Origin of the sequence: Colwellia sp. Arc7-D, assembly GCF_003061515.1 — a bacterium.
GTDB lineage: Bacteria > Pseudomonadota > Gammaproteobacteria > Enterobacterales > Alteromonadaceae > Cognaticolwellia.
Map to the genome: position 1 here is coordinate 546,516 of NZ_CP028924.1, position 23,092 is coordinate 569,607.

Sequence of the window (23,092 nt, forward strand, 5' to 3'; positions counted from 1 at the left end):
AAAGGCTTGTGTCGGTTCTTCTCTTCTCTTCTCTTTAGAGAAACCTGTTACTGATGTAACGAGTTTTGTGCTTTCTGTCGTTTAGAAAATACAAACAGTGATGACAGATAACGCGTTCATAGCGATATAACCCAGATAAATTCAATTATTTACTACTCTAATGAGTAGTTAAATACGACTAGTATCTGTATAGAAAACGTTACTATTATTCCTATATTCTTTTTTTGTATAAAAAAGCCATTTCTATTCTTTTTATTTGGTAGCAAATCAGTCTATTCTTGCATCATTAATCAGTAATGGGCGTATAGTCGAATGTTGCCGGAACAGCAAAAATTAAACCAAACAATGCTAGATACCAATCAATTGGCATCTTTCAAGCAAAGCATCAATGATCTTTCTCCGCTACAGTTAGCGTGGGCTAGTGGTTATTTAGCCGCTAAAGCTGAAAATCCTAATACCGCAGTCGCTCCCGCAGTAGTGTCGAGTGCTGTGGCGTCAACATTAACCATTTTGTACGGCTCACAAACGGGTAATGCTAAAGGTGTTGCTAAGAGCTTAGCTGCACTAGCGGCTGCTGAAGGTTTAAGTGTTGAATTAAAAAGCATGGGCGAGATTAAGCCTAAGGCAATTAAAAATATTACGCACTTACTTATTGTTGCAAGTACTAATGGTGAAGGTGAAGCGCCTGATGATGCAATTGCATTGCATGAGTTTTTAGCATCTAAAAAAGCGCCAAAACTGGATCATTTGCAATACAGTGTTCTTGCATTAGGTGATACCAGTTATGAATTTTTCTGTCAAACGGGTAAAGATTTTGATCTTAATCTTGAAAAGCTAGGCGCAAAAAGACTTGCCCCGCGTGTTGATTGTGATGTTGATTACGATGCAGATGCTAAAACATGGTCGACGACAGTAGTAAAACAAGCTAAAGAACTTTTAGCTAGTGAAGTTGCAACTAACAATGTTGTAACACTAACGAATGCAACTATTGCTGAAGATCTATATACCAAACAAAGCCCTTACACTGCAGAATTATTACTAAGTCAAAAAATTACTGGCCGAGACTCAGCTAAAGATGTTCGCCATGTTGAAATTGATTTGGGTGAGTCTGGCTTAACTTATCAAGCCGGTGATGCATTAGGTGTTTGGTTTGAAAACTCAGCCTCGCTTGTTGATGAGCTTATTACAGAGCTCGCTATAGATGATCAAGAACAAGTGACTGTAGCAAATGAAAGCGTAACTATAGCTGAGGCATTAAAAACTAAGTTTGAGATTACACAAACCTCAATTCAATTTATCGAATTCTGGGCTAATAAATCACAAGCGAAAACCTTGTTAGATCTACTTGATGATAAAGCGGCTCTACGCGAATACGCGGCTAACCATCAGGTGGTTGATGTTGTTAAGTCTGCTTCATTACCAAATGAAACTAAGGTAAACGCTCAAGAATTTATTGATGCTTTAAGAAAAATCACGCCAAGACTATATTCAATTGCATCATCGCAAAGTGAAGTTGAAGAAGAAGTTCACTTAACTGTTGGCCTTGTGCAATACGAAGCAGGTGACGCTTTCCGTCAAGGTGGTGCTTCAGGATTTTTGACTAATGGTATTGATGAAGGTGGTGCAGTTAAGGTGTTTGTTGAACACAATGACAACTTTAGACTGCCCGCTAACAATGATACTCCAGTAATTATGATTGGTCCTGGTACCGGTGTAGCACCTTTTAGAGCCTTTATGCAGGAGCGAGAAGCGACTGAAGCTAGTGGTGATAACTGGTTGTTCTTTGGTGATCAAACATTTACTCAAGATTTTCTATATCAAGTTGAGTGGCAAGGCTATTTAAAATCAGGTTTGTTGACTAAAATTGATCTTGCATTTTCTCGTGATCAAGCAGAAAAGATTTACGTTCAAGATAGATTATTAGAAAACGCTGACGAAATATTCGCGTGGCTAGAACGTGGAGCACACATTTACGTTTGTGGTGATATGAGTCGAATGGCTAAAGATGTTGAAGCGGCGTTGCTATCTATTATTGCAACTAAAGGTCAATTATCACAAGAACAGGCAGCTGAATACTTAAAAGATTTACGTAACGCCAAGCGTTACCAGAAGGATGTTTACTAATGACTGACTTGACCAATAAAGATCAGGAAAATGGCCCTTTAATTGTTGAAGGCAAACATGCCGATAATGAAAGATTAAAAGGGGAAAGTAACTATTTGCGCGGCACCATTACTGAAGATTTAAAAGACAACGTTACCGGCGGTTTTACTGCTGATAATTTTCAGTTAATCAGAACACATGGTATGTATCAGCAAGATGACCGTGACATACGTAATGAACGTGCTAAGCAAAAGCTTGAGCCATTACATAATGTCATGTTACGTGCTCGTATGCCCGGCGGTATTATTACACCAACGCAATGGTTAGCTATTGATAAGTTTTCACGTGAAAAAACAAGTTATGGCAGTATTCGTTTAACTACACGTCAAACCTTTCAATTTCACGGCGTATTAAAGCCTAATATTAAGTTAATGCATCAAACGCTTAACGAATATGGTATCGATTCAATTGCTACCGCAGGTGATGTTAATCGTAATGTACTTTGTACTACGAATCCTGTTGAGTCTGAGTTACACCAAGAGGCTTATGAGTGGGCTAAAAAAATTAGTGAACACTTGTTACCTAAAACCCGTGCATATGCTGAAATTTGGCTTGATGGCGAAGTAATAGAAGAAGGCAAAGATGGTAAAGAAGTTGAGCCTATTTTAGGTCCTAATTATTTACCACGTAAATTTAAAACTACGGTGGTTATTCCTCCGCAAAATGATGTTGACGTACACGCTAACGATTTGAACTTTATTGCTATTGCTAAAGACGGCAAGCTGATCGGTTTTAATGTCTTAGTTGGTGGTGGTTTAGCCATGACTCATGGCGACAAATCTACTTACCCTCGCAAGGCCGATGATTTTGGTTTTGTTGAGTTATCTAAAACTTTAGATGTTGCTGCAGCAGTAGTTACCACTCAACGTGATTGGGGTAACCGAGTTAATCGCAAGAATGCCAAAACTAAGTACACCTTAGATCGTGTAGGTGTTGATACTTTTAAAGCAGAAGTTGAAAAACGAGCAGGTATTACTTTTGCAGAAAGTCGCCCTTACGAGTTTACTGGGCGTGGCGACCGTATCGGTTGGACTGAGGGTTATGAAGGCACACATCATTTAGCGCTATTTATTGAAAATGGTCGTTTACTTGATAAGCCAAACTTACCGTTGAAAACAGGTATGGCAGAAATCGCGAAAATCCATAAAGGCGATTTTCGAATGACAGCTAACCAGAATTTAATTATTGCTGGTGTGGCTAGTGAAGACAAAGCAGAAATTGAGCGCTTAGCACGTGCACACGGTTTAATGGCTGATGATGTATCTGTTCAGCGTAAGAACTCAATGGCCTGTGTAGCGTTTCCTACATGCCCACTTGCAATGGCTGAAGCGGAAAGATATTTACCTGGCTTGGTTACTGACGTAGAAGCCATTTTAGCTAAGCATAATGTGGCTAATGAAAGTATTATTTTACGTGTTACAGGTTGTCCTAATGGCTGTGGTCGCGCCATGTTGGCTGAAATAGGCTTAGTAGGTAAAGGTCCAAGTAAATACAACATGCACTTAGGTGGCAACATTATTGGTACTCGCGTACCTAAAATGTATAAAGAAAACCTAAATGAAGAAGATATTCTTCAAGAAATCGATAGTTTAGTGGCTCGTTGGGCTACTGAGCGCAATGAAGCTGAAGCTTTTGGCGATTTCGTTATACGTGTTGGTATTATTGATGAAGTTATTGTCAGCAAAAGAGATTTTCATGACTAATATTATTAAAGCGAGTATACCTCCTGTGATTAGTAATAAATTTCCAGCGTCATTACCTGAACCTTGGTTGAAGCAGTGGAACGAGTTGTTAGAGAAGCAGTCTGCAACGCAGCGCGTAGAATGGGCGATGGAAAACTTACCATCGCAATTCGTATTATCGTCAAGTTTCGGTATTCAATCTGCGGTGATGCTGCATATGTTGACGAAAATTGACCCCAATATTCCAGTATTGATTACTGACACGGGTCATTTATTTCCTGAAACATATCAGTTTATTGAAAAATTAACCGATCGCTTAAACTTAAACTTACAAGTATTTAGTGCTAAAGAAAGTGCAGCATGGCAACAAGCTAAATATGGTGAAGAGTGGTCAAAAGATGAAGCGTCGTTAAAAGCATATAATCGCCGCAACAAGGTTGAACCATTAGAACGTGGTTTGAGTGAGTTACAAGCGGGTACATGGTTTTCAGGTGTAAGAAGACAGCAATCAAGTCATCGCGAAGGTTTGTCAGTAGTCAGTATTTTACGTGGCAGATTTAAAGTGCACCCGATTATTGATTGGTCAAATAAAGATGTTCATCAATATTTAACGGCAAACAATTTACCTTACCACCCGTTATGGGAAGAAGGTTATGTTTCGGTTGGAGATGTTCATAGTACAAAACCATTGACCGCTGGCATGGATGAAAGTGATACCCGCTTTTCAGGTATGCAAAGAGAATGTGGTTTACATACCGATGGTGATGGAATTTAATCGATAGAACTAAAAGAATGTGCTTGTCGCATTCTTTTTTTGTTCTAGATTGAAATAATTAACTGGTTAACATTAACCCGTTAATTGTAGCTTAATTAGTAATAGAAAAATTCTCTGAAAGTTTTGTTTTTAATATCGACAAATAGCTTTCATCTGCATTGTCATTGATTAAGTGTGCGAGTTCAGTACCAATAGGTGTGAACTTATAAAACGTAAGTATACAATCGGCTTTTTTAGCAACAAAACTCACTGATTTGCCATTATAGTTAAACTGAATCTTCTCCCCTTTAGCGAGCGAGTGACTTTCTGTTTCTTGTTCGAACATCAGATGATTATCCGCCAAAGTTAAAATATCAGCGTAGCTCAGCCCTGCTTGATTAAGATCGAGTTGTTGTTGTCGTTGTTTATTGAAAAAATTAAATAATGTAGGGACTTGATAAGCACCGCTGATCACGCGAATATTTTTTCTACGTGTATCAGACATCGCTAAACTACATGCTTTTGCTAATAGCTTAGCTTCAGTAATGCCCATGCTTCGAAAGGTTTGTAAGGTTTTTAGTGAAAAAGAACCAGGCTTAGATACTTCACCCGCTAAAATTTTCGCCCATAAATCTTGCATGTTTTTATTGCTAATACCTTCTGCAAGAATAACAAACGAGCTGAACCAGTCTTGATCTGCTCTATCGGTCATATTTTCATCAGAGCAATATTGAATCGCACGTAACACGATGGCTTCCATATTTTGCTGCTTGCGTAATTCGTCGATTTTTTTACGTCTAAAAGCCCTGTCTTCTATAGGAGCTTGTTTAATTTCAGGTAAAAATGCAGCATTAAGTGAAAACTTTTTAGCCAATAGCAAAATTTGTTTTTGTGACGAGGCATTTGCGGTTGTGCTATTACTACTTCTAGGCGCATTAGAGTCTTCATCATTTTCAATGATAACTGGACTGCTTTGCTCCCCAGAGTGCTTAATTATTTTATTTTTATCAATAGAATTCGACACCCAATGTATCCTTTAAAACTATAAAACCCTTAGCGAACCAAGATAACATCACCAAAAAATTAATTATAGCGTAAATATAAGTTTTGCTTATGACATTATATTCCCAAGATTACTTTACAAACACTAAAATATTATCTTTAATTTATAAGTGCTTAAGTTTTATTAAGTGCAAATTGTTACAGAAAGGAATGATTTAGTATCAATATAGTCAGTAAATGATAATATTATTAAAACGAATTGTTGAATAATCTTAAACCGAATTTTATTATATACTTATTACACGTTGGCAATTTATAATGAGACCGATGTTCAAAAATTCAGCTAGTTGTTATTTACTAGTGCATTGAGGATGATATGCAAGTTTCCGAAAATACCAACGACGATTTTTTGTTTATCGATGATAGCGATGAAGATGAAATATTTGATTCAGCTATTAGAGATACATGGAAAGTATTAATTGTCGATGATGATCCTGAGATCCATTCAGTAACTCAGCTTGCCTTATCGGACCTGGTTGTTTTAGGTCGACACTTAGAATATATACACGCTTACTCAGGCCAAGATGCATGTAGTTTAATCGAAGAACATGACGATATTGTTTTGGTTTTACTTGATGTTGTTATGGAGAGCGATGACGCTGGCCTTACTGTGGTTAAGCACATACGTGAAAAATTAAAACGTGATGACATTCGAATAGTTCTACGCACCGGCCAGCCAGGTTATGCGCCAGAAGAAAGTGTTATTAAAGATTACGATATAAATGATTACAAAACCAAAACAGAGTTAACCCGCCGCAAGTTAGTTACCACAGTTTATGCCGCTATTCGTTCATACCAGCAAATTGACTCCGTTACTAAAAATAGACAAGGTTTAGAAAAAATTATTGGCGCTGCTGCTAGCTTACTTGAGCAGCATACAGTACACGACTATGCTAGCGGCGTTTTAGCCGAGTTTAAAATGCTAGTGGATAGTAACAACAGTGTCTTTTGTGCTCGTGGGCAAAGTATCGTCAATGGTGCTGATGATTTAAGTTTGTATATTTTAGGACAGTCAGGCTTATCCGAAACTGCAGTGAATCAAAAATTATCCAGTTTAGATAATAGAGATACTGACAGCCAAATTACCCGTTGCTTTCAACAAAAGCAGCATTTTTTTGATGCAGATTCAGCCTCATTTTACTTTTCAAGTGGTGGCTTTAGAGCTGTAATTCATCTAGAACTAAGTAAAGCATTAACCACAATAGAAATTCAACTTATCGAAGTTTTTCTAACCAATATCGCCACCGGTTATGAAAATGTTCATTTATTTCAAAAACTGCGCAATGCTGCCTATAAAGATTGGTTAACAGATTTACCTAATCGTTTAGACTTTTTAAATTTACTCGATGACTTTTGTCAAAGTGATAACAACGAATTAGCTACCGCGCTTATTGATCTTAATCACTTCAGTGATATCAACGACGGATTAGGCCAAGATATTGGCAATCAGTTATTGATGGCTGTTTCTTCTCGTATTCGATCGTTGAGTGAACAAAATCATATAGCAAGAATTGGCGCTGATGTTTTTGGCATTATTGGTCCTAAAGAATGGGTGAACCCAGAAACGATGACGGCACTCTTTAATGAACCCTTTGCTGTTGGAGAACAAAACCTACTAATTAGTGCATGTTTCGGGTTTTGTTCAAAAAGCTCTGCGGGTTCTCGTGGCGTAAAAGTACTTAACCAAATTAATATAGCGCTCAATTTAGCTAAAAAATCTTTGCATGAACCTTATGTTTATTATCATCAAGAAATGGAAGATAAAACGCTTTGGCGTTTAGGAATGATCAGACAATTACGTACTGATTTTGCTGATAACCGCTTAGAGCTTTATTATCAACCACAACTAAGTTTATCGACTGGCAAGGTTATTGGCGCCGAAGCGTTATTACGTTGGAAAACCGCCGAAGGTAAATTTATTTCACCAGCTGTATTTATTCCACTAGCAGAGTATTCAGGTTTAATTATTGAAATTGGTAATTGGGTGGTTGATCAAGCGTGCCAGCAGTTAAATAAGCTAGCAGCGAGTAAATTTAACGATGTCAGTATTTCGGTTAACGTGTCTATACCACAATTTAAACGCGACAATTTTGTTGATACGGTGATTGAAATAGCCAAGTCTAATAAAGTTGATACCAGTAAATTAGAGTTAGAAATTACTGAAAATATATTAATGGACGAGCCTCAGATTATTATTGATGCGCTAGTCAGATTAAAAGCGGAAGGTATCAGTATTGCTCTTGATGACTTTGGTACAGGTTTCTCGTCTTTAAGTTATTTACAAAAACTCCCTTTAGACCGATTAAAAGTCGACCGAGCTTTTGTTAGCGATATTGCAGCACCGGGAGGTTCAATAATAGCAGACACTATTATCAACCTTGGTAAGCAAATGGGTTTGAAAGTTATTGCTGAAGGCATAGAAACCACTGGACAAGAAGCAGAGCTTAAAACTTTAGGCTGTGATGAAGTTCAAGGTTTCTATTACGCAAAACCTATGCCTGCTGATGAGTTTTTTAGCTTTCTAGAGAAAATTAACCGATAGCATTATGTTATTCATTATCGGTATTATGCCCTTAATCATTTAATTAAAGCACTTGTTGAACAAGTGCTTTTTCTTTTTTGCGAAACTCCACATTTAGCTTTGGAGATAACGGCATAAATACAGTCAGCAACAAAGAACAACACGCAAAGCCTGCTCCAATATAAAATACCCATGAAGAGTTCACTATCCAAACCATTCCAAGTAATGCCGGAATAACTACAGCTGCGATATGATTGATGGAAAAACTAACTCCTGCACTTGAGGCTATATCTTCTGGCAAAGCAATTTTTTGAAAGTAGGTTTTTATGGCAATTGCCAGCGCGAAAAATAAGTGGTCAATAACATACAATACGGCTGCAATATTGGCGTTTTCAACTAAACCATAAAGAATAAATAAAATGGTAAGCCCAATATACTCAAATCTTAACACATGGCGTTCGCTGACTCGGCCAATAAATTTGCCAATTTTTGCAGCAAATAACCAATTAAAAACATAGTTAATCATAAACAATGCACTAACATCTGCAACACTATAATTAAATTTTTCTACCATCAAAAAGCCAGCAAATACGACAAAAATTTGCCTGCGTGCACCACTAAAAAAGGTTAATGCATAGAATAGTAAATAGCGTTTTCGTAAAATTAATCGACGAGATTGTTCTACGGGTGGTACAAAAGATGGAAATGATATAACCAAAGCGATAGTGAAAACTAAGGCAATACCGCCAAACAGTAAATAAGTGGCTTGATAGCTCCATTCAAATTGCTCCATTAATACCCAAATACTGCCAAAAGCAAGTAAAGAGGCAATAGATTTCACTGATAAGGCTCGACCTAAAAAGTGCGCAGTTTTATCTTTACTGATCCATTGTAAAGTGAGTGATTGATTAACGGTTTCAAAATAATGAAAGCCAACGGACATAATGACCGTAGTGAGGTATAAGCCAACAACCGATGGAAAAAAACCTGTTGCTGCAACCCCTAAGCTGGTTAAACCCAGTGAAAGTAAGGCTAGCTTTTGCTCTTTTATAAATAGCAAAACATAAATAGCGGTAAAGGCAAGGAACCCTGGGATCTCTCTTAAACTTTGTAATATACCTATTTCTATACCAGTAAAGTTTGCCTGTTCAATAACAAAGTTGTTTAACATTGCCATCCAAACTGAAAAGACTAAAGGCATAATAAATGCCATAGCGAGTAATAAGTTTTCCGGAGTACGTAATTTTTCGCTGATTAGCATTTTAATTTCAGTTTTATGGCATTGACATGGGCAAGTTATTGTAAGTTAATTACAAGAAAAAACCATAAAGAATGTAGTAAAACAAAAGGTGATAATCCTGATTTTTCGGGTTATTACTTAGTTGTTACTTTAATAAAACCATTACAGAGGCATTAATGAATATTAATAAAATAGCAGAGCTCAATTATGAATGGGTTGAACGTATGGGGTGGCACAATAAAACTACTTTAGAAGCATTAGCTTTGGTCGCCTCTGAAGTTGGTGAGGCAATTAATGAATGTCGTGGTGAAAAACCAAGTGATGACTTTGCTGAAGAGCTAGCTGATATTGTGCTCAGAGTATTAGATATTGCTCACTGGCAAGGTATTGATATGGAGAAAGTGCTGTTGGATAAAATGCATAAAAATGAACTAAGAGGCACGCGAGGGCGCATTAAATAAGGCGTTTGAAAAAATTAATACACTTAATTAAAACGCTTGTTTAAAAAAGTTTGCTTTCCCTTTCCTTTCAAGGCAAACTCATGGGCACTTTATTTCTTTTACTTGTTAATTAAATTTAATGTGTAAGCTAAATATTCACACGCTCGGTAGTAGTCTATGATTACATATTACCAGTCAATCGACCCACAAAAAGTCAGGAGAGTAGGCATGTTATTTCAAGGCAAAAGCCTTTCTGCCAAGTTGTTAGATGATGGCATTGTCGAATTTAAATTCGATGCACAAGGCTCAGTTAACAAGTTTGATCAGGCAACCTTTAAAGAATATATCGCCATTATTGATGCGATAAATAATTGCAGTGAAGCTAAAGGAGTATTAATTACTTCAGGTAAGTCTTCATTTATCGTTGGTGCTGATATCACCGAGTTTTTAGAAACATTTAAAAAGCCGGAAGACGAATTATTACCTTGGGTAAAACAAGCCTCCGATATTTTTGACTCATTTGAAGATATTAATCTTCCTACCGTCGTTGCCATCAATGGCTTTGCGTTAGGTGGTGGTTGTGAGATGACCTTAGCGTGTGATTATCGTATTGCTGATACCACATGTTCAATCGGCTTACCTGAAGTTAACTTAGGTTTAATCCCTGGTTTTGGTGGTACTGTACGTTTACCACGTGTAATTGGCGCTGATAATGCCATTGAATGGATGTCGACAGGCCGAGCTTTTAAAGCTGAACAAGCAATGGCTGTAGGATTACTTGATGCAGTTGTAGCACCAGAACACTTGCGTGAAGCAGCAATAAAAATGCTTAATCAAGCTATTGCAGGCAAATTAGATTGGCGTGCTAAGCGTCAGCCTAAACTAGAGCCATTAAAGCTTTCACCAACAGAAACGATTATGACCTTTAATACGTGTAAAGGCATGATTGCAGCGAAAGCGGGTAAACATTACCCAGCACCTATGATGATGGTGAAAACCATTGAAGCTGCCGCAGGTTTAGATCGTGCTGGCGCAATGGCATTAGAAAATGCCGGTTTTGCAAAATTAGCGAAAACCGACGTAGCTACTGCACAAATTGGCCTATTTATGGCCGATCAGGTAGTGAAAGGAAAAGCGAAAAAAGCCGGTAAACAAGCCACTAAAGCTGTAAATAAAGCGGCTGTGTTGGGTGCAGGAATTATGGGTGGTGGTATTGCTTACCAGTCAGCCTATAAAGGCACGCCAATTATCATGAAAGATATTAACGACCAAGCGCTTGATTTAGGCTTATCAACTGCTGCAGGTATTTTAACTAAGCAAGTTGAACGTGGTCGCATGACGGTTAAGAAAATGGCTGGTGTACTTAATAGTATTACCCCGTCATTAAGTTACGACAGCGTTAAAGATGTTGATATTGTTGTTGAAGCTGTTGTAGAAAATCCAAAAGTTAAAGCAATGGTTTTAGCTGAAGTTGAAAGTCATGTTAGCGAAGACACCATCGTGACTTCAAATACCTCTACTATTTCAATTGATTTATTAGCAGAAGGCCTTAAACGTAAAGATAAATTTTGTGGCATGCATTTCTTCAACCCGGTAAACAAAATGCCATTAGTTGAAGTTATTCGTGGTAAAGAAACTTCAGATGAAACCGTTGCTGCTGTTGTAGCCTACGCTGCGAAAATGGGTAAATCACCTATCGTAGTTAACGATTGTCCTGGTTTTTATATCAACCGTGTTTTATTCCCATACTTTGCCGGCTTTAGCCAATTAGTACTTGAAGGTGCTGATTTTGTTGCTGTTGATAAAGTAATGGAAAAGCAATTCGGTTGGCCAATGGGCCCTGCATATTTACTTGATGTTGTTGGTATTGATACTGCAGATCATTGTACCGGTGTTATGTCTGCTGGTTTCCCAACGCGTATGTCTAAAATTGATAATGACCCAGTAAGCGCTTTATATAATAAAGATCGCTTAGGTCAGAAAAATGGTAAAGGCTTTTACGATTACGGTAAAGATAAGCGCGGTCGTCCAACGAAAGTTGCGGCACAAGTGGCTTATGATTTATTTGCTGGCGTTGAGAAAAAAGATTTTAGCCAAGACGAAACTATCGCTCGTTTGATGATCCCTATGGTGAATGAAGTTGTGCGCTGTTTAGAAGAAGGTGTGGTTGATACCGCAGCTGAAGCTGACATGGGCTTGATATACGGCTTAGGTTTTCCTCCATTTAGAGGTGGTCCAATTCGTTATTTAGAAACATTAGGTTTAGATAACTTTATTGCAATGGCTGATAAATACGCGCACTTAGGCGAAATTTATCAAGTAACTGACGGTATGCGCGCAATGGCGAAATCTGGTCAGTCATATTTTACAACCGATGTTAAAACAGCTTAAGCGAAGGAGAAAATCATGAAAGAAGTCGTAATTGTCGATTGCATCCGTACCCCAATGGGGCGCTCAAAAGCTGGTGTTTTTCGTAATGTTCGTGCTGAAACTTTATCAGCACACTTAATGCAACAATTGTTAGTAAGAAACCCTAATTTAGACCCTGCATTAATTGAAGATATTATTTGGGGTAACGTTAAGCAAACTAAAGAGCAAGGTTTTAACATTGCTCGTAATGCTCAACTATTAACCGATATTCCAAAGTCTACTGGTGCTGTTACTGTTAACCGTTTATGTGGTTCTTCAATGCAAGCACTACATGACGCCACGACTAACATCATGGCCGGTCAAGGTGATGTGTTTTTAGTTGGTGGTGTTGAACACATGGGTCACGTACCTATGATGTACGATGTAGATTTTGATCCTGCATTAAGTAAGCATATTTCACGTGCTGCCGGTAATATGGGCTTAACAGCTGAGTTACTAGGTATGCAACACGGTATTACGCGTGCTGAACAAGACGCTTTTGGCGCTCGTTCTCATCAACGTGCTCACAAAGCTATGCTTGAAGGCCGTTGGGCAAACGAAATTGTACCAACATTAGGTCATGATGCTATGGGCGCGTTAACGCTTATCGAGCATGATGAAGTTATTCGTCCTGAAACCACGATTGAAAGCTTAGCGGGTTTACGTCCGGTATTTGATCCGGTAAATGGTACAGTAACAGCCGGTACTTCTTCTGCACTTTCTGATGGCGCTTCGGCGATGTTAGTGATGTCAGCTGAACGTGCAAAAGCAATGGGCTTAACACCTCGTGTTAAAATCCGTGGTATGGCTATCGCAGGTTGTGATCCATCTACTATGGGCTTTGGTCCAGTACCAGCAACGAAGAAAGCATTAAAGCGTGCAGGTTTAACTCTAGCTGATATTGAATTGGCTGAATTTAACGAAGCATTTGCTGCACAAGCGTTGTCATGTGTACGTTCATTAGGTCTAGAAGACAAAATGGATGACATGATTAACCTTAACGGTGGCGCTATTGCTCTTGGTCACCCATTAGGTTGTTCAGGTACGCGTATTTCAGGTACGTTAATTAACTTAATGGAAGCGCAAGACGCTAACATTGGTTTAGCCACTATGTGTATTGGTTTAGGCCAAGGTATCGCTACAGTATTTGAAAGAGTGTAATTTCACTTACTCACTTTTGATGAAGAAATTTAGCTAACTTTTACTCGTTGAATTATGTAAAGCCCAACTTTTGTTGGGCTTTTCTGTTTTTTAGTTTTAATAAACTTAGTTCAACTTGAAGATACTATTATTTAAAAGCTGCGCCTTACGAAGATAAAAAATTAATACGGGTGACCTGACAAGTTATAAATTATTTACCTACGTACAACCTTAAAAAATAGCTGAAATGCAAAAAAGCCAACTACTGGAGAATAGTTGGCTTTTTAATTTAAATAACGCTATCAAGTTATTCATTGGTTAAGTACGTTGCTTAGTTGAAACACGTCCTAATTCATAACAACTAAGCTCCGCACTTGTATCAACATTAGTCTAAGTAGTAGTGCGCCCACTTTGACCAAGAAGATATACAAATGATAATCATTATCATTTGTATCGTCAAGTGTTTATTTCAAATTATCTTAACTTTTGATAATCAGGCCATCCATAATAGCGGTTGAAGGTGCGCCAAAAGAATATACTGACAAAATTCTATCGATAAAGTGGGCTATAGATAAATATAGGGAGAGACTTTATTTCAACAGGCACTTTTTAATTTTTCAGACGTTTTCTATGCTGTAAAGCACAACATCTAAATCACCCAGTTGTGAGTCAGAATGAGTATAGGATTTTATATATTTCATACCCATTTTTTTCATTACAGCGATAGAGCCGGCATTATCCTGCATGGCAACCGCACTAAATACTTTATTTTCAGGTTGTTTAGCTAGTGCTTGGTGAATATGAATTGCTGCCTCGGAGGCATAACCTTTGCCCCAAGTGGATTGTAAAAATCGCCAGCCTAATTCAATGTCGTGCCAAATTGGGGTGTCGGAAAAAAACTCCATAGGACGTACTAAAATCCAGCCAATATCTTCTTGCGTTGTCATAACGCTAACTTTCCATAATCCCCAACCTTTATCGACATTTTTATAGGTATTAAGACGTGGGATGAATAGATCTTTAATATCTTCGCGTGTCGTCAAAACGCCGCCATTGATGTAGCGCATAACGTCTGGATTTTGATCGAGTTGAAACAGAAACTCGCTGTCAGTTTCATCAATAAGCTGATAGCTAAGGCGGGAAGAATTTTCAATATTCATAGGTGCACCATTTTTCTTTTAATTGTTTGACGATAGTCATAGCTGACGTATTTAATCGGAACTCGGAGTAAATACGCATGATGTTTATTTAAAAACAATAGCTTATGACGTTAACAAAGTAATGTTCAAACTTAAATCATTAATATGGTTTATCAAGGTGATCTTGTGTTTTTTATCGACGTTATAGTGCGGTTAAATAAACAAGCGGGATCTTGAATAAGGTCTGTTGCGCTTCGGTTCAGTTGTTTACAGTAACTTTCTGTTAACTTTAGTGATTTGGTAGACATCAATAATTTCCTCCCCTATGATTGCTGGCAAATAATAACAGTCTAATTTATATGGTAAATTATGAATTCTAAAAAAATAACCTTAAGCTCGGCGGTACTGATAGCTCTATTTGGTCTTACTAGCTGTGCTGAATATTCAGCAACAGCCTCGACAGTTGAAAAAGCAGCAACTGCTAGTAATGAAAGCACAATGATAACTTACCCTGAAACGAAAAAAGGTACAGTAGTTGATGACTACTTTGGTACTAAAGTGCCCGATGCCTATCGTTGGTTAGAAGATGATATGAGCGCCGAAACAGCTGAATGGGTCACGGCACAAAATAAAACCACTCATGACTATTTAGCACAAATTCCTTACCGCGATAAAATTAAATCACGCCTTGCCGCTTTGCTTGATTACGAGAAAGTGGGCATGCCTTTTATTGAGGGCGACTACAGTTATTTCTATAAAAATGATGGCTTACAGAATCAATATGTTTTGTATCGTCAAAAGGGTGATGCTCCAGCAAAAGTATTTTTAGATCCTAATACTTTTAGTGAAGACGGTACCGTTTCGCTATCGAGCATTGAATTTAGTAAAGATGGTTCATTAGCAGTTTATTTAATTTCTGAAGGCGGTAGCGATTGGCGTAAAGCACGCATTATTGATACCGAAACTCAAGAAGTACTCGAGTCAGAGCTGGTTGATATTAAATTCAGCGGTTTATCATGGGTCGGTAACAAAGGTTTTTATTACTCTAGCTACGACAAGCCTAAAGGCAGTGAGTTATCAGCAAAAACTGATCAACATAAATTATATTATCATGAGTTAGGCACTGCTCAATCGACTGATGCATTGGTATTTGGTGGTATTGAGGCTGAAAAACATCGTTATGTTAGTGGTGAAGTGACTGATGATGGCAAATACTTATTAGTGTCAGCAGCGGTTTCTACTTCAGGTAGTAAATTATTTATTAAAGACTTAACCAAAGCTGATTCAGGATTGGTTACTGTTGTGGGCAACACCGACTCTGATACTTACTTAGTGAGCAGCAAAGGTGATAGCTTACTGTTTATTACTAACATGGATGCGCCAAATAAACGCGTTGTTAAAGTTAATGCTAAGCAACCACTTGTTGATAACTGGGTAGATGTTATCCCTGAGACTGAAAATGTATTAGATGTTTCAACGGGTGGCGGTTATTTATTTGCTAAATATATGAAAGATGCCACATCTTTTATCCAGCAATATGATCTGAGTGGCAAAAAAGTGCGTGATATCGCTTTACCTGAAGTTGGTACTGCTGGCGGCTTTAGCGGTAAAGAATTACAAAATAAGCTTTATTACTCTTTTAGTAATCAGAAAACACCGTCAACAGTTTTCAGTTTAGATGTCACAACAGGTGAGTCTACTGTACATATGAAGTCGAAAGTTAAATTTGATAGCGATAACTTCGAATCAAATCAAGTTTTCTATACCTCTAAAGATGGCACTAAAGTTCCTATGATCATTACTCATAATAAAGGTTTAGTGTTAGATGGTACTAATCCAACTATTCTTTATGGTTACGGTGGCTTCAATATTAGTTTACAACCACAATTTAGCTCAACGCGTGCTGCATGGTTAGAATTAGGTGGCGTTTATGCTGTTGCTAATTTACGTGGTGGTGGTGAATACGGCAAAAAATGGCACGACGCTGGTACTCAGTTGAAAAAACAAAATGTTTTTAATGACTTTATTGCCGCTGCAGAATACTTAATTGCAGAAAAAGTTACCTCATCTGATAAGCTGGCGGTAATGGGCGGCTCTAATGGTGGTTTATTAGTAGGAGCGGTGATGACACAACGTCCTGAACTATTTAAGGTAGCATTACCAGCCGTTGGTGTACTTGATATGCTTCGTTACCATACCTTTACGTCAGGCGCTGGTTGGGCTTATGACTATGGTAAATCAGATGACAATGCTGAAATGTTTAACTATTTATTAGACTACTCGCCTGTACATAATGTTAAAGCGGGTACGCATTACCCAGCAACGATGGTAACAACAGGTGATCATGATGATCGCGTGGTACCTGCACATTCATTTAAATTTGCTGCTGAGTTACAAGCGAAACAAGCTGGCGCTAACCCAACCTTAATTCGTATTGAAACGGATGCGGGTCATGGTGCTGGTACGCCAATCAGTAAAACCATTGATCAATATGCTGATATTTACGGTTTTACACTATTCAATATGGGCGTGAAAGGTATTTAAACTTTTCTCGAGTAGGTAAATAACAAAAGCCCAGCAACTGCTGGGCTTTTTTACGATGCAAATGCTAAGGTTTAAGTCGGTTCCGCAATAAATTTCTCAGTGTTCTAAAAATAGCTAAGTTACTGTGTCTTTGATGCTGCAATACATCAACATTGGCATGCCAGCCCATATCACCATGCTCTAACGTTAACTTAACTAGTTCTCCTCGCTCTATTGATTCATCTGCCACGTGATTAGGTAATAAGCACCATCCGTGTCCTTTTAAGGCGAGTTCAAGTAATAGAAAGTAATTATCGGCATACCAAATATCGGGACTGATCTTTAATTGAAAGCTACTTGTTTGGGTATTGCGCGAGCGAATGAGTAATTGACGGTGTAGTCGCAAACCATCGATGTTTTTACACTTCAGCTTTGCTAGGCTGTGATTTTTTGCAACATACACATCAAACTTTACAGTGCCAAGGCATTCAAAATCTAAATAATTCGGCATCGCAAGTTCGCTAAAAATAATACCTGTTAATGCTTGCTCGGTTTTTAGCATGTCAATGATATCGAGACTTGAGGCACTTAAAAATTCTAAAGTTACATGAGGATATTGACGTTGTAATTGGTCAATAGCGGTTATGATTTTTTTAAACGGTATGCCTTCATCAAGTGCTATTGTTATTTCGCTCGGTGTATCGTCCGATAATGCCAGTGCAGAATTTCTTAACCTTTGATGCTGATTTAGCAGTGCTTGTACCTGTGGTAATAAATTTTTACCGGCCTCTGTCAATAAAGGATAGCGGCCAGAGCGTTCAAAAAGCGTGGCATTGCAGTCTATTTCTAAATTAATGATGTGCTGGCTAATCACTGATTGCGCTTTATTTAAATGTCGAGCCGCCGCCGAAAATGATCCGGTCTCTACCGTTGTAGCAAAGGCTTGAAGTTGTTCAACACTAAACATATCGTTTTTCCAGATACAACCTAACTTACATGTATCTTTATTTTGGATGAAAATAGCGGCATCGTCACTATAAATAGAATTATTTTATGAAAACAATTGAGAGAGTTTTTCAGGCTATCATTTTTGAAGTTACCACATTGGCCATAACAGTACCTGCAACCGTGTTAATTGCTGGTTTTGAGCCTGATAAAATGTTGGTTGTTGGTATTGCGTTATCTGTTTTTGCTATGTTTTGGAATTACATCTACAACATAGTATTTGACCGACTAGCTGGCGGAAATCGGATTGAAAGGAGTTTAGTCACTCGAATCTGTCATGCCTGTGGTTTTGAGTTTGGTCTGTTGATATTTACTTTGCCAACATTAGCTTGGTATTTAAATATAACCTGGTTAGCCGCTATTATTTTAGAAGCTGGATTTATAACGTTTATACTCATTTATACTTTCATGTTTAATTGGCTTTACGATAGATATCAACCTTATAAAAAGTGGTTTAGCAAAGCGCAGGTCATTTAGAATTTTGACTTTATGCCCTAAATTTTTGATGAAATTAAGGCATATTAAAATATCTAGAAAGTAAAAAGCCCAGTGATAACTGGGCTTTAAATTAAGACTCTTAGTCGCTAATAGTTAACTTCAGTGAAATTTATTTGATTTCAGTTTTGGTTATTTAGCAAAAGTATCTTGTAGTGGTGGCACGACTTGCTTTTTACGACTCATGACACCAGGTAACCAAGCTTTATTGTCAACTAAGCTAATATCGTAAGCTTTTTCAATAATGCTAGTATCGTCACTAACCACTAATAGCTCAGAGCCTTCTTGCATAATGTCAGTAAGTAACAACATTACGGTATGACGCTTACCTTCTTCTTTAACCGCTTGTAAATCAGCGTGTAAATCAGCTTTCATCTCGTCAAATAATGCTAGGTCAATAACTTCTAACTGGCCAATACCAACAATATTATCACTCATATTGAAATCTTTAAAATCACGTAACACTAGATCACGTACTGGTGTACCTTGAACAGAAGACTTAACCGTGAACATTTCCATGCCCATACCTTTGTAATCTTCGATGCCGGCAATTTCTGCTAAAGCTTCAACACATTTAATATCAGCAGTGGTGCAAGTTGGCGATTTAAAAATTACAGTGTCAGACAAAATGGCGCACATCATGGCACCAGCAATGTTTTTAGGAATTTCAACATCGTGAAAGTCGTACATCATTTTAATGATAGTATTTGTACAACCCACAGGGCGAACCCAAATTTCCAACGGGGTTGAAGTAGTAATATCACCTAATTTATGGTGATCGATAATGCCTAATACCGTTGAGTCATCAATATCGTCAGGACCTTGAATACGGTCTGAGTGATCAACAACGTAAATTCCGTCTGTATCAGCATAGCTCAATTTAAGCTCAGGTTTTTCTAAGCCAAATTTTTCTAAAATAAACGCAGTTTCAGGTGAAAGTTCACCTAAACGTGCTGGTCTCACATCTTCACCAATAGTGGTTTTTAAATATGAAAGTGCGATGGCTGAACAAATTGAATCTGAATCTGGTACTTTGTGACCTACGGCGTAAGCTGGCATAAATTGCTATCTCCAAGCACCGATAATTTAATAACGGTGCGTCTAAAGTGAGTATTGTCTAGAATATGGCGCATATTCTAGCAAAAATTCTTAGTGATAGCCTAGTGACTATTTGCACTCTTTTTGTCCAACTTTAGTCGTTAAACCAGATCGTTCAGCCTAGTAGTTAAACCTAGTAGTTAAGCTTAGTGGTTTTGCCCCAGAACACTTTATAAGAAAATATTGTGTATCCAATAATCATTGGCAGCACTACTGCAGCACCTACAAAGATAAACCATAGTGATTCTCTTGAGCTTGCCGCTTCAAATATGGTTACTTGAAAGGGCACTATGTAAGGATAAAAACTATAGCCTAAACCACAAAAGCAGAGAATAAATAACATAATAGCAGCTGAAAATGGTAACCAGCAGCCAAAGTCATTCTCCATAGGTACTTTGTCTAGATATCGGTGGATAGTAATAAAAGTAAAACCAAGTAAGAAAGTTAATGGAAGAATCAGTATGGCTTGAACGCCACCAAACCATTTATCCATAATTTGCTGATCAATTAATAAATTGGTTATACATACAGCGACAATACCAAACGCCATTAATACATTGGTATATTTCGCCCATTTTGCCGCTTTACGTTGTAATTCACCTTCGGTTTTCATTACCAACCATGCTGCGCCAATAAAACAATAACCAGCTGTTACGCAAATAGCGGACAAGACAGAAAAACCGAGTGATAACCATGTATCTTCAAAGGAGGTGATATAACGCCCCAACATGTAACCTTGCGATAATGTCGCTAATAAAGAGCCAAATTTAAACGCAAAATCCCACTTCTTTTTGTCGTTACTTGGCGCTTTTGTTCGAAAATCAAATGAAACTCCGCGTAAAATAAGCCCGGCTAACATCAGGGCTGTTGGTAAGTACAATGCTTGAAAGATAATTGAGTGTGCTTTAGGGAAGGCTATCAACAATAAGCCAATAGCCATTACCAGCCATGTTTCGTTAGCATCCCAAAATGGTCCAATGGAATAGATCATAGTGTCGCGCTGCTGCTGGTTATCCAAAGGTAGTAAAACACCCACGCCCAAATCGTAACCATCAAGTATCGCGTAAATTAAAAACGAAAGGCCCATTAAGCCAACGAATACAATAGGCAGCCAATCAACTGATGAAGATATCATTATTTCGCTCCTTCTTCAGTTAAGGGAATTTGAGGTTCAATCGACGAGTTTGATTCGTTTAGTGATGCATTTGACTGTTCTAAAATTATCGCTCTATTTGCCATGACAAATAAAGTGCGTATGTAGGCAATAAGCAAGAAACCATAAATGACTAAATACAGCGTTAATGACATAACTATATTTTCTGGCGGTGTAGTGGTCACGGCGTCTTTGGTGCGTAATATTCCCGTTACTAAGTAAGGTTGTCGGCCAATTTCCGTTACATACCAACCAGCCAGTGTGGCTAACCAGCCAGAAAATGTCATAGCAACACCCACTTTTAATAACCAAGTTGGGTAGCGTTTTTTGATAACATATTGATAAGTTGCGAGCCAAGAAAATAGTAGCATTAATACACCAACGCCTATCATTATTCTAAAGCTGAAAAATACCGGCGCAACTGGAGGGTGTTTATCTACAAAGTCATTTAAGCCTTGTATTTCTCCTGCTGAATCATGGGTTAATATAATACTGGCCATATTAGGCACTTTTACTTCAAAGTTGTTTTCTCGTTTTTGTTCATCAGGTAATGCAAACAGTAATAACGGAACATTGGCTTCGGTGTTCCATACCCCCTCCATGGCGGCAATTTTAGCAGGTTGATTTTTAAAGGTATTTAACCCGTGTAAATCACCGACAAAAATTTGTATAGGAATTAAAACAGCCGCCAAAATGACTGAAAAATTTAACGCTTGTTTTACTGACTTTTTATTGTCGCCTTTGATTAATCTGTATGCAGAAATACCTGAAATTAAAAATGCCGTCGTTAACCCTGAGGCTATTAGCATGTGCATGAATCGATAGGGCATAGAAGGGTTAAAAATAACCTCAAGCCAACTAGTAACATGTGCTACTCCATCAATCATCTCAAAACCTGCTGGCGTATGCATCCAAGAATTAAGAGACAAAATCCAAAATGCTGATAATGTGGTGCCAAATGAAACCAGTATGGTCGCAATGGTGTGAACACGGTTAGACACTCGATCCATACCAAATAGCATAATTGAAAGAAATGAGGCTTCTAAAAAGAAAGCGGTCATTACTTCATACCCGAGTAACGGTCCCGCAATATTACCTACGGTTTCCATGTAACCCGGCCAATTAGTACCAAACTGGAATGACATCGTAATGCCACTGACCACGCCTATACCAAAAGTTAACGCAAATATTCTGACCCAAAATCGGTATACACGTAACCAACTATCGTCTTGGGTTTGATTAAAGCGCACTTTGAAAAACAGCAATACCCAGCACAAGGCGATATTGATAGTAGGAAATAAAATATGAAAACTAATATTGGCAGCAAATTGGATGCGGGAAAGCATGAAACTTGTGTCATTAGCAATAGCTGATGCATCTAACACGTGATGTACTCCACTGGGTTAAGTTATTGTAAGTTATGTTCTAAAAACTATTTAGGTCGTTTATGTTGACCTAAATATCAAAAATATAATGTAAGGTTATCGCAGTAATAATTTGTCTTTAACATCTAAGATTTTACTTATGCCTTCACCCATTTTAAGTAAGGTGGATAACTTTTCAGACGACATTCCTTGCATTTCGTTGGTCCATAAAGTGACCATTTCCATGAGGTCATGCATTTGTTTTACACGCATTTGCGTGTACTCGTCTGACTCATTACTTGGCTGCTCCATTAGGGCGTCGCGCAATGTAGATAATGTTGGGTCTAGTTCACGCTTTCTGCGCTCTACAACTAACGTACGAGCAATTTCCCAGATGTCACTTGGCGCTGAAAAATACTCTTTTCGATCGCCGGGGATATGATGTAATTTTATTAAATTCCACGACTTAAGTTCTTTTAAGCCCATGCTGACATTCGAACGAGATATTTGTAGCGCTTCACTAATTTGATCAGCATTAAGCGGTGCTTCAGTGAGCACAATAACCGCGTACATTTGCCCTAATGTTCTGTTTAATCCCCATCGAGAGCCCATTTCACCAAAGTGTAAAACTAATGATTGTGTCATTGCTGTTATTTTCATTTTCTGTACTTTCTGAATTTTCAGTAATTTGTGAAAATTGTAATCTCTTTTTGATTTAAGTCAAGTTTTTAGCCTTGATAAAATGATTTTTAGTCAGTTATTTTAATTTGCATGACAAATTCATTACCTCTGTAAAACATGAGTGAACATTGAAAAATAGGTGTTTATTTGTCGGGTTAGGGGTTAAGGGTCAAAGGGCGAGGTGTACTAAGTTGAAGGTAAATACTGAAATTAAGCAAAAAAA

Annotated in this window: 17 protein-coding genes; 9 read left to right on the forward strand and 8 right to left on the reverse strand. The window is 37.9% G+C overall.

Going from position 1 to position 23,092, the window contains the following annotated elements; genetic code table 11:
• Nucleotides 1-312 precede the first annotated feature (312 nt).
• From DBO93_RS02385 to DBO93_RS02395, 3 genes are read left to right on the forward strand one after another with little or no spacing between them, the layout of a single operon-like run.
• The gene (locus tag DBO93_RS02385) at nucleotides 313-2,124 is read left to right on the forward strand and encodes an assimilatory sulfite reductase (NADPH) flavoprotein subunit (RefSeq protein WP_108454899.1); all 1,812 of its coding nucleotides are present in this window, start codon (nucleotides 313-315) and stop codon (nucleotides 2,122-2,124) included.
• The gene (gene cysI, locus DBO93_RS02390) at nucleotides 2,124-3,866 is read left to right on the forward strand and encodes an assimilatory sulfite reductase (NADPH) hemoprotein subunit (protein WP_108454900.1); all 1,743 of its coding nucleotides are present in this window, start codon (nucleotides 2,124-2,126) and stop codon (nucleotides 3,864-3,866) included. Before DBO93_RS02385 ends, cysI begins: the two co-directional genes overlap by 1 nt.
• A complete protein-coding gene (locus DBO93_RS02395) occupies nucleotides 3,859-4,620 on the forward strand; it encodes a phosphoadenylyl-sulfate reductase (protein ID WP_108454901.1) in 762 nt (253 codons plus the stop codon). The genes cysI and DBO93_RS02395 overlap by 8 nt, the downstream gene beginning before the upstream one ends.
• A gap of 91 nt (nucleotides 4,621-4,711) precedes the next feature.
• Here the strand turns inward: DBO93_RS02395 and DBO93_RS02400 are convergent, their stop codons facing one another.
• Nucleotides 4,712-5,623 carry a TIGR03899 family protein gene (locus DBO93_RS02400; protein ID WP_162533704.1) on the reverse strand — a complete coding sequence of 304 codons (912 nt, stop codon included), beginning with the start codon at nucleotides 5,621-5,623 and terminating at the stop codon, nucleotides 4,712-4,714.
• 354 nt (nucleotides 5,624-5,977) lie between these two features.
• Here DBO93_RS02400 and DBO93_RS02405 point away from each other — a divergent pair, with 354 nt between their 5' ends.
• Nucleotides 5,978-8,203: an EAL domain-containing protein gene (locus DBO93_RS02405; RefSeq protein ID WP_108454903.1), complete on the forward strand. Its 2,226-nt coding sequence runs from the start codon at nucleotides 5,978-5,980 to the stop codon at nucleotides 8,201-8,203.
• A gap of 43 nt (nucleotides 8,204-8,246) precedes the next feature.
• On the opposite strand, the gene DBO93_RS02410 is transcribed toward DBO93_RS02405, so the two are convergent.
• A complete protein-coding gene (locus DBO93_RS02410; protein WP_239059082.1) occupies nucleotides 8,247-9,443 on the reverse strand; it encodes an MFS transporter in 1,197 nt (398 codons plus the stop codon).
• A 155-nt stretch (nucleotides 9,444-9,598) separates the two neighbouring features.
• Here DBO93_RS02410 and DBO93_RS02415 point away from each other — a divergent pair, with 155 nt between their 5' ends.
• The 3 genes from DBO93_RS02415 to fadA all read left to right on the forward strand — a co-directional run bounded on the left by DBO93_RS02415 (nucleotide 9,599) and on the right by fadA (nucleotide 13,432).
• A complete protein-coding gene (locus DBO93_RS02415; RefSeq protein WP_108454904.1) occupies nucleotides 9,599-9,883 on the forward strand; it encodes a MazG nucleotide pyrophosphohydrolase domain-containing protein in 285 nt (94 codons plus the stop codon).
• Between the two features lie 207 nt (nucleotides 9,884-10,090).
• Complete coding sequence (gene fadB / locus DBO93_RS02420) at nucleotides 10,091-12,253, forward strand: fatty acid oxidation complex subunit alpha FadB (RefSeq protein WP_108454905.1); 2,163 nt, start codon at nucleotides 10,091-10,093, stop codon at nucleotides 12,251-12,253.
• Between the two features lie 15 nt (nucleotides 12,254-12,268).
• Nucleotides 12,269-13,432: an acetyl-CoA C-acyltransferase FadA gene (gene fadA, locus DBO93_RS02425; protein WP_108454906.1), complete on the forward strand. Its 1,164-nt coding sequence runs from the start codon at nucleotides 12,269-12,271 to the stop codon at nucleotides 13,430-13,432.
• 596 nt (nucleotides 13,433-14,028) lie between these two features.
• Here fadA and DBO93_RS02430 read toward each other — a convergent pair.
• Nucleotides 14,029-14,571, reverse strand: coding sequence for a GNAT family N-acetyltransferase (locus DBO93_RS02430; RefSeq protein WP_108454907.1), 543 nt, complete (start codon nucleotides 14,569-14,571; stop codon nucleotides 14,029-14,031).
• Nucleotides 14,572-14,919: 348 nt separating this feature from the next.
• On the opposite strand from DBO93_RS02430, the gene DBO93_RS02435 reads away from it, so the two are divergent.
• A complete protein-coding gene (locus DBO93_RS02435; RefSeq protein WP_108454908.1) occupies nucleotides 14,920-17,094 on the forward strand; it encodes a prolyl oligopeptidase family serine peptidase in 2,175 nt (724 codons plus the stop codon).
• A 64-nt stretch (nucleotides 17,095-17,158) separates the two neighbouring features.
• On the opposite strand, the gene DBO93_RS02440 is transcribed toward DBO93_RS02435, so the two are convergent.
• On the reverse strand, nucleotides 17,159-18,040 hold the full coding sequence (locus tag DBO93_RS02440; protein ID WP_108454909.1) for a LysR family transcriptional regulator: 882 nt from the start codon (nucleotides 18,038-18,040) through the stop codon (nucleotides 17,159-17,161).
• Between the two features lie 86 nt (nucleotides 18,041-18,126).
• On the opposite strand from DBO93_RS02440, the gene DBO93_RS02445 reads away from it, so the two are divergent.
• Complete coding sequence (locus DBO93_RS02445; RefSeq protein WP_108454910.1) at nucleotides 18,127-18,555, forward strand: PACE efflux transporter; 429 nt, start codon at nucleotides 18,127-18,129, stop codon at nucleotides 18,553-18,555.
• Nucleotides 18,556-18,705: 150 nt separating this feature from the next.
• On the opposite strand, the gene DBO93_RS02450 is transcribed toward DBO93_RS02445, so the two are convergent.
• The 4 genes from DBO93_RS02450 to DBO93_RS02465 all read right to left on the reverse strand — a co-directional run bounded on the left by DBO93_RS02450 (nucleotide 18,706) and on the right by DBO93_RS02465 (nucleotide 22,848).
• Entirely contained in the window at nucleotides 18,706-19,632 is a 927-nt protein-coding gene (locus DBO93_RS02450) for a manganese-dependent inorganic pyrophosphatase (protein ID WP_108454911.1), read from the reverse strand.
• A 172-nt stretch (nucleotides 19,633-19,804) separates the two neighbouring features.
• On the reverse strand, nucleotides 19,805-20,806 hold the full coding sequence (locus DBO93_RS02455; protein ID WP_108454912.1) for a cytochrome d ubiquinol oxidase subunit II: 1,002 nt from the start codon (nucleotides 20,804-20,806) through the stop codon (nucleotides 19,805-19,807).
• A complete protein-coding gene (locus tag DBO93_RS02460; protein WP_108457713.1) occupies nucleotides 20,806-22,170 on the reverse strand; it encodes a cytochrome ubiquinol oxidase subunit I in 1,365 nt (454 codons plus the stop codon). Before DBO93_RS02460 ends, DBO93_RS02455 begins: the two co-directional genes overlap by 1 nt.
• A gap of 135 nt (nucleotides 22,171-22,305) precedes the next feature.
• A complete protein-coding gene (locus DBO93_RS02465; RefSeq protein ID WP_108454913.1) occupies nucleotides 22,306-22,848 on the reverse strand; it encodes a GbsR/MarR family transcriptional regulator in 543 nt (180 codons plus the stop codon).
• Between the last annotated feature and the right edge of the window lie 244 nt (nucleotides 22,849-23,092).

What these genes read in the sequence shown, in the direction of transcription:
- DBO93_RS02385 (WP_108454899.1), top strand. Translation starts at nt 313, where the DNA reads ATGTTGCCGGAACAGCAAAAATTAAACCAAACAATGCTAGATACCAAT.
- cysI (WP_108454900.1), top strand. Translation starts at nt 2,124, where the DNA reads ATGACTGACTTGACCAATAAAGATCAGGAAAATGGCCCTTTAATTGTT.
- DBO93_RS02395 (WP_108454901.1), top strand. Translation starts at nt 3,859, where the DNA reads ATGACTAATATTATTAAAGCGAGTATACCTCCTGTGATTAGTAATAAA.
- DBO93_RS02405 (WP_108454903.1), top strand. Translation starts at nt 5,978, where the DNA reads ATGCAAGTTTCCGAAAATACCAACGACGATTTTTTGTTTATCGATGAT.
- DBO93_RS02410 (WP_239059082.1), bottom strand. Translation starts at nt 9,443, where the DNA reads ATGCTAATCAGCGAAAAATTACGTACTCCGGAAAACTTATTACTCGCT.
- DBO93_RS02415 (WP_108454904.1), top strand. Translation starts at nt 9,599, where the DNA reads ATGAATATTAATAAAATAGCAGAGCTCAATTATGAATGGGTTGAACGT.
- fadB (WP_108454905.1), top strand. Translation starts at nt 10,091, where the DNA reads ATGTTATTTCAAGGCAAAAGCCTTTCTGCCAAGTTGTTAGATGATGGC.
- fadA (WP_108454906.1), top strand. Translation starts at nt 12,269, where the DNA reads ATGAAAGAAGTCGTAATTGTCGATTGCATCCGTACCCCAATGGGGCGC.
- DBO93_RS02430 (WP_108454907.1), bottom strand. Translation starts at nt 14,571, where the DNA reads ATGAATATTGAAAATTCTTCCCGCCTTAGCTATCAGCTTATTGATGAA.
- DBO93_RS02435 (WP_108454908.1), top strand. Translation starts at nt 14,920, where the DNA reads ATGAATTCTAAAAAAATAACCTTAAGCTCGGCGGTACTGATAGCTCTA.
- DBO93_RS02440 (WP_108454909.1), bottom strand. Translation starts at nt 18,040, where the DNA reads ATGTTTAGTGTTGAACAACTTCAAGCCTTTGCTACAACGGTAGAGACC.
- DBO93_RS02445 (WP_108454910.1), top strand. Translation starts at nt 18,127, where the DNA reads ATGAAAACAATTGAGAGAGTTTTTCAGGCTATCATTTTTGAAGTTACC.
- DBO93_RS02450 (WP_108454911.1), bottom strand. Translation starts at nt 19,632, where the DNA reads ATGCCAGCTTACGCCGTAGGTCACAAAGTACCAGATTCAGATTCAATT.
- DBO93_RS02455 (WP_108454912.1), bottom strand. Translation starts at nt 20,806, where the DNA reads ATGATATCTTCATCAGTTGATTGGCTGCCTATTGTATTCGTTGGCTTA.
- DBO93_RS02460 (WP_108457713.1), bottom strand. Translation starts at nt 22,170, where the DNA reads ATGCTTTCCCGCATCCAATTTGCTGCCAATATTAGTTTTCATATTTTA.
- DBO93_RS02465 (WP_108454913.1), bottom strand. Translation starts at nt 22,848, where the DNA reads ATGAAAATAACAGCAATGACACAATCATTAGTTTTACACTTTGGTGAA.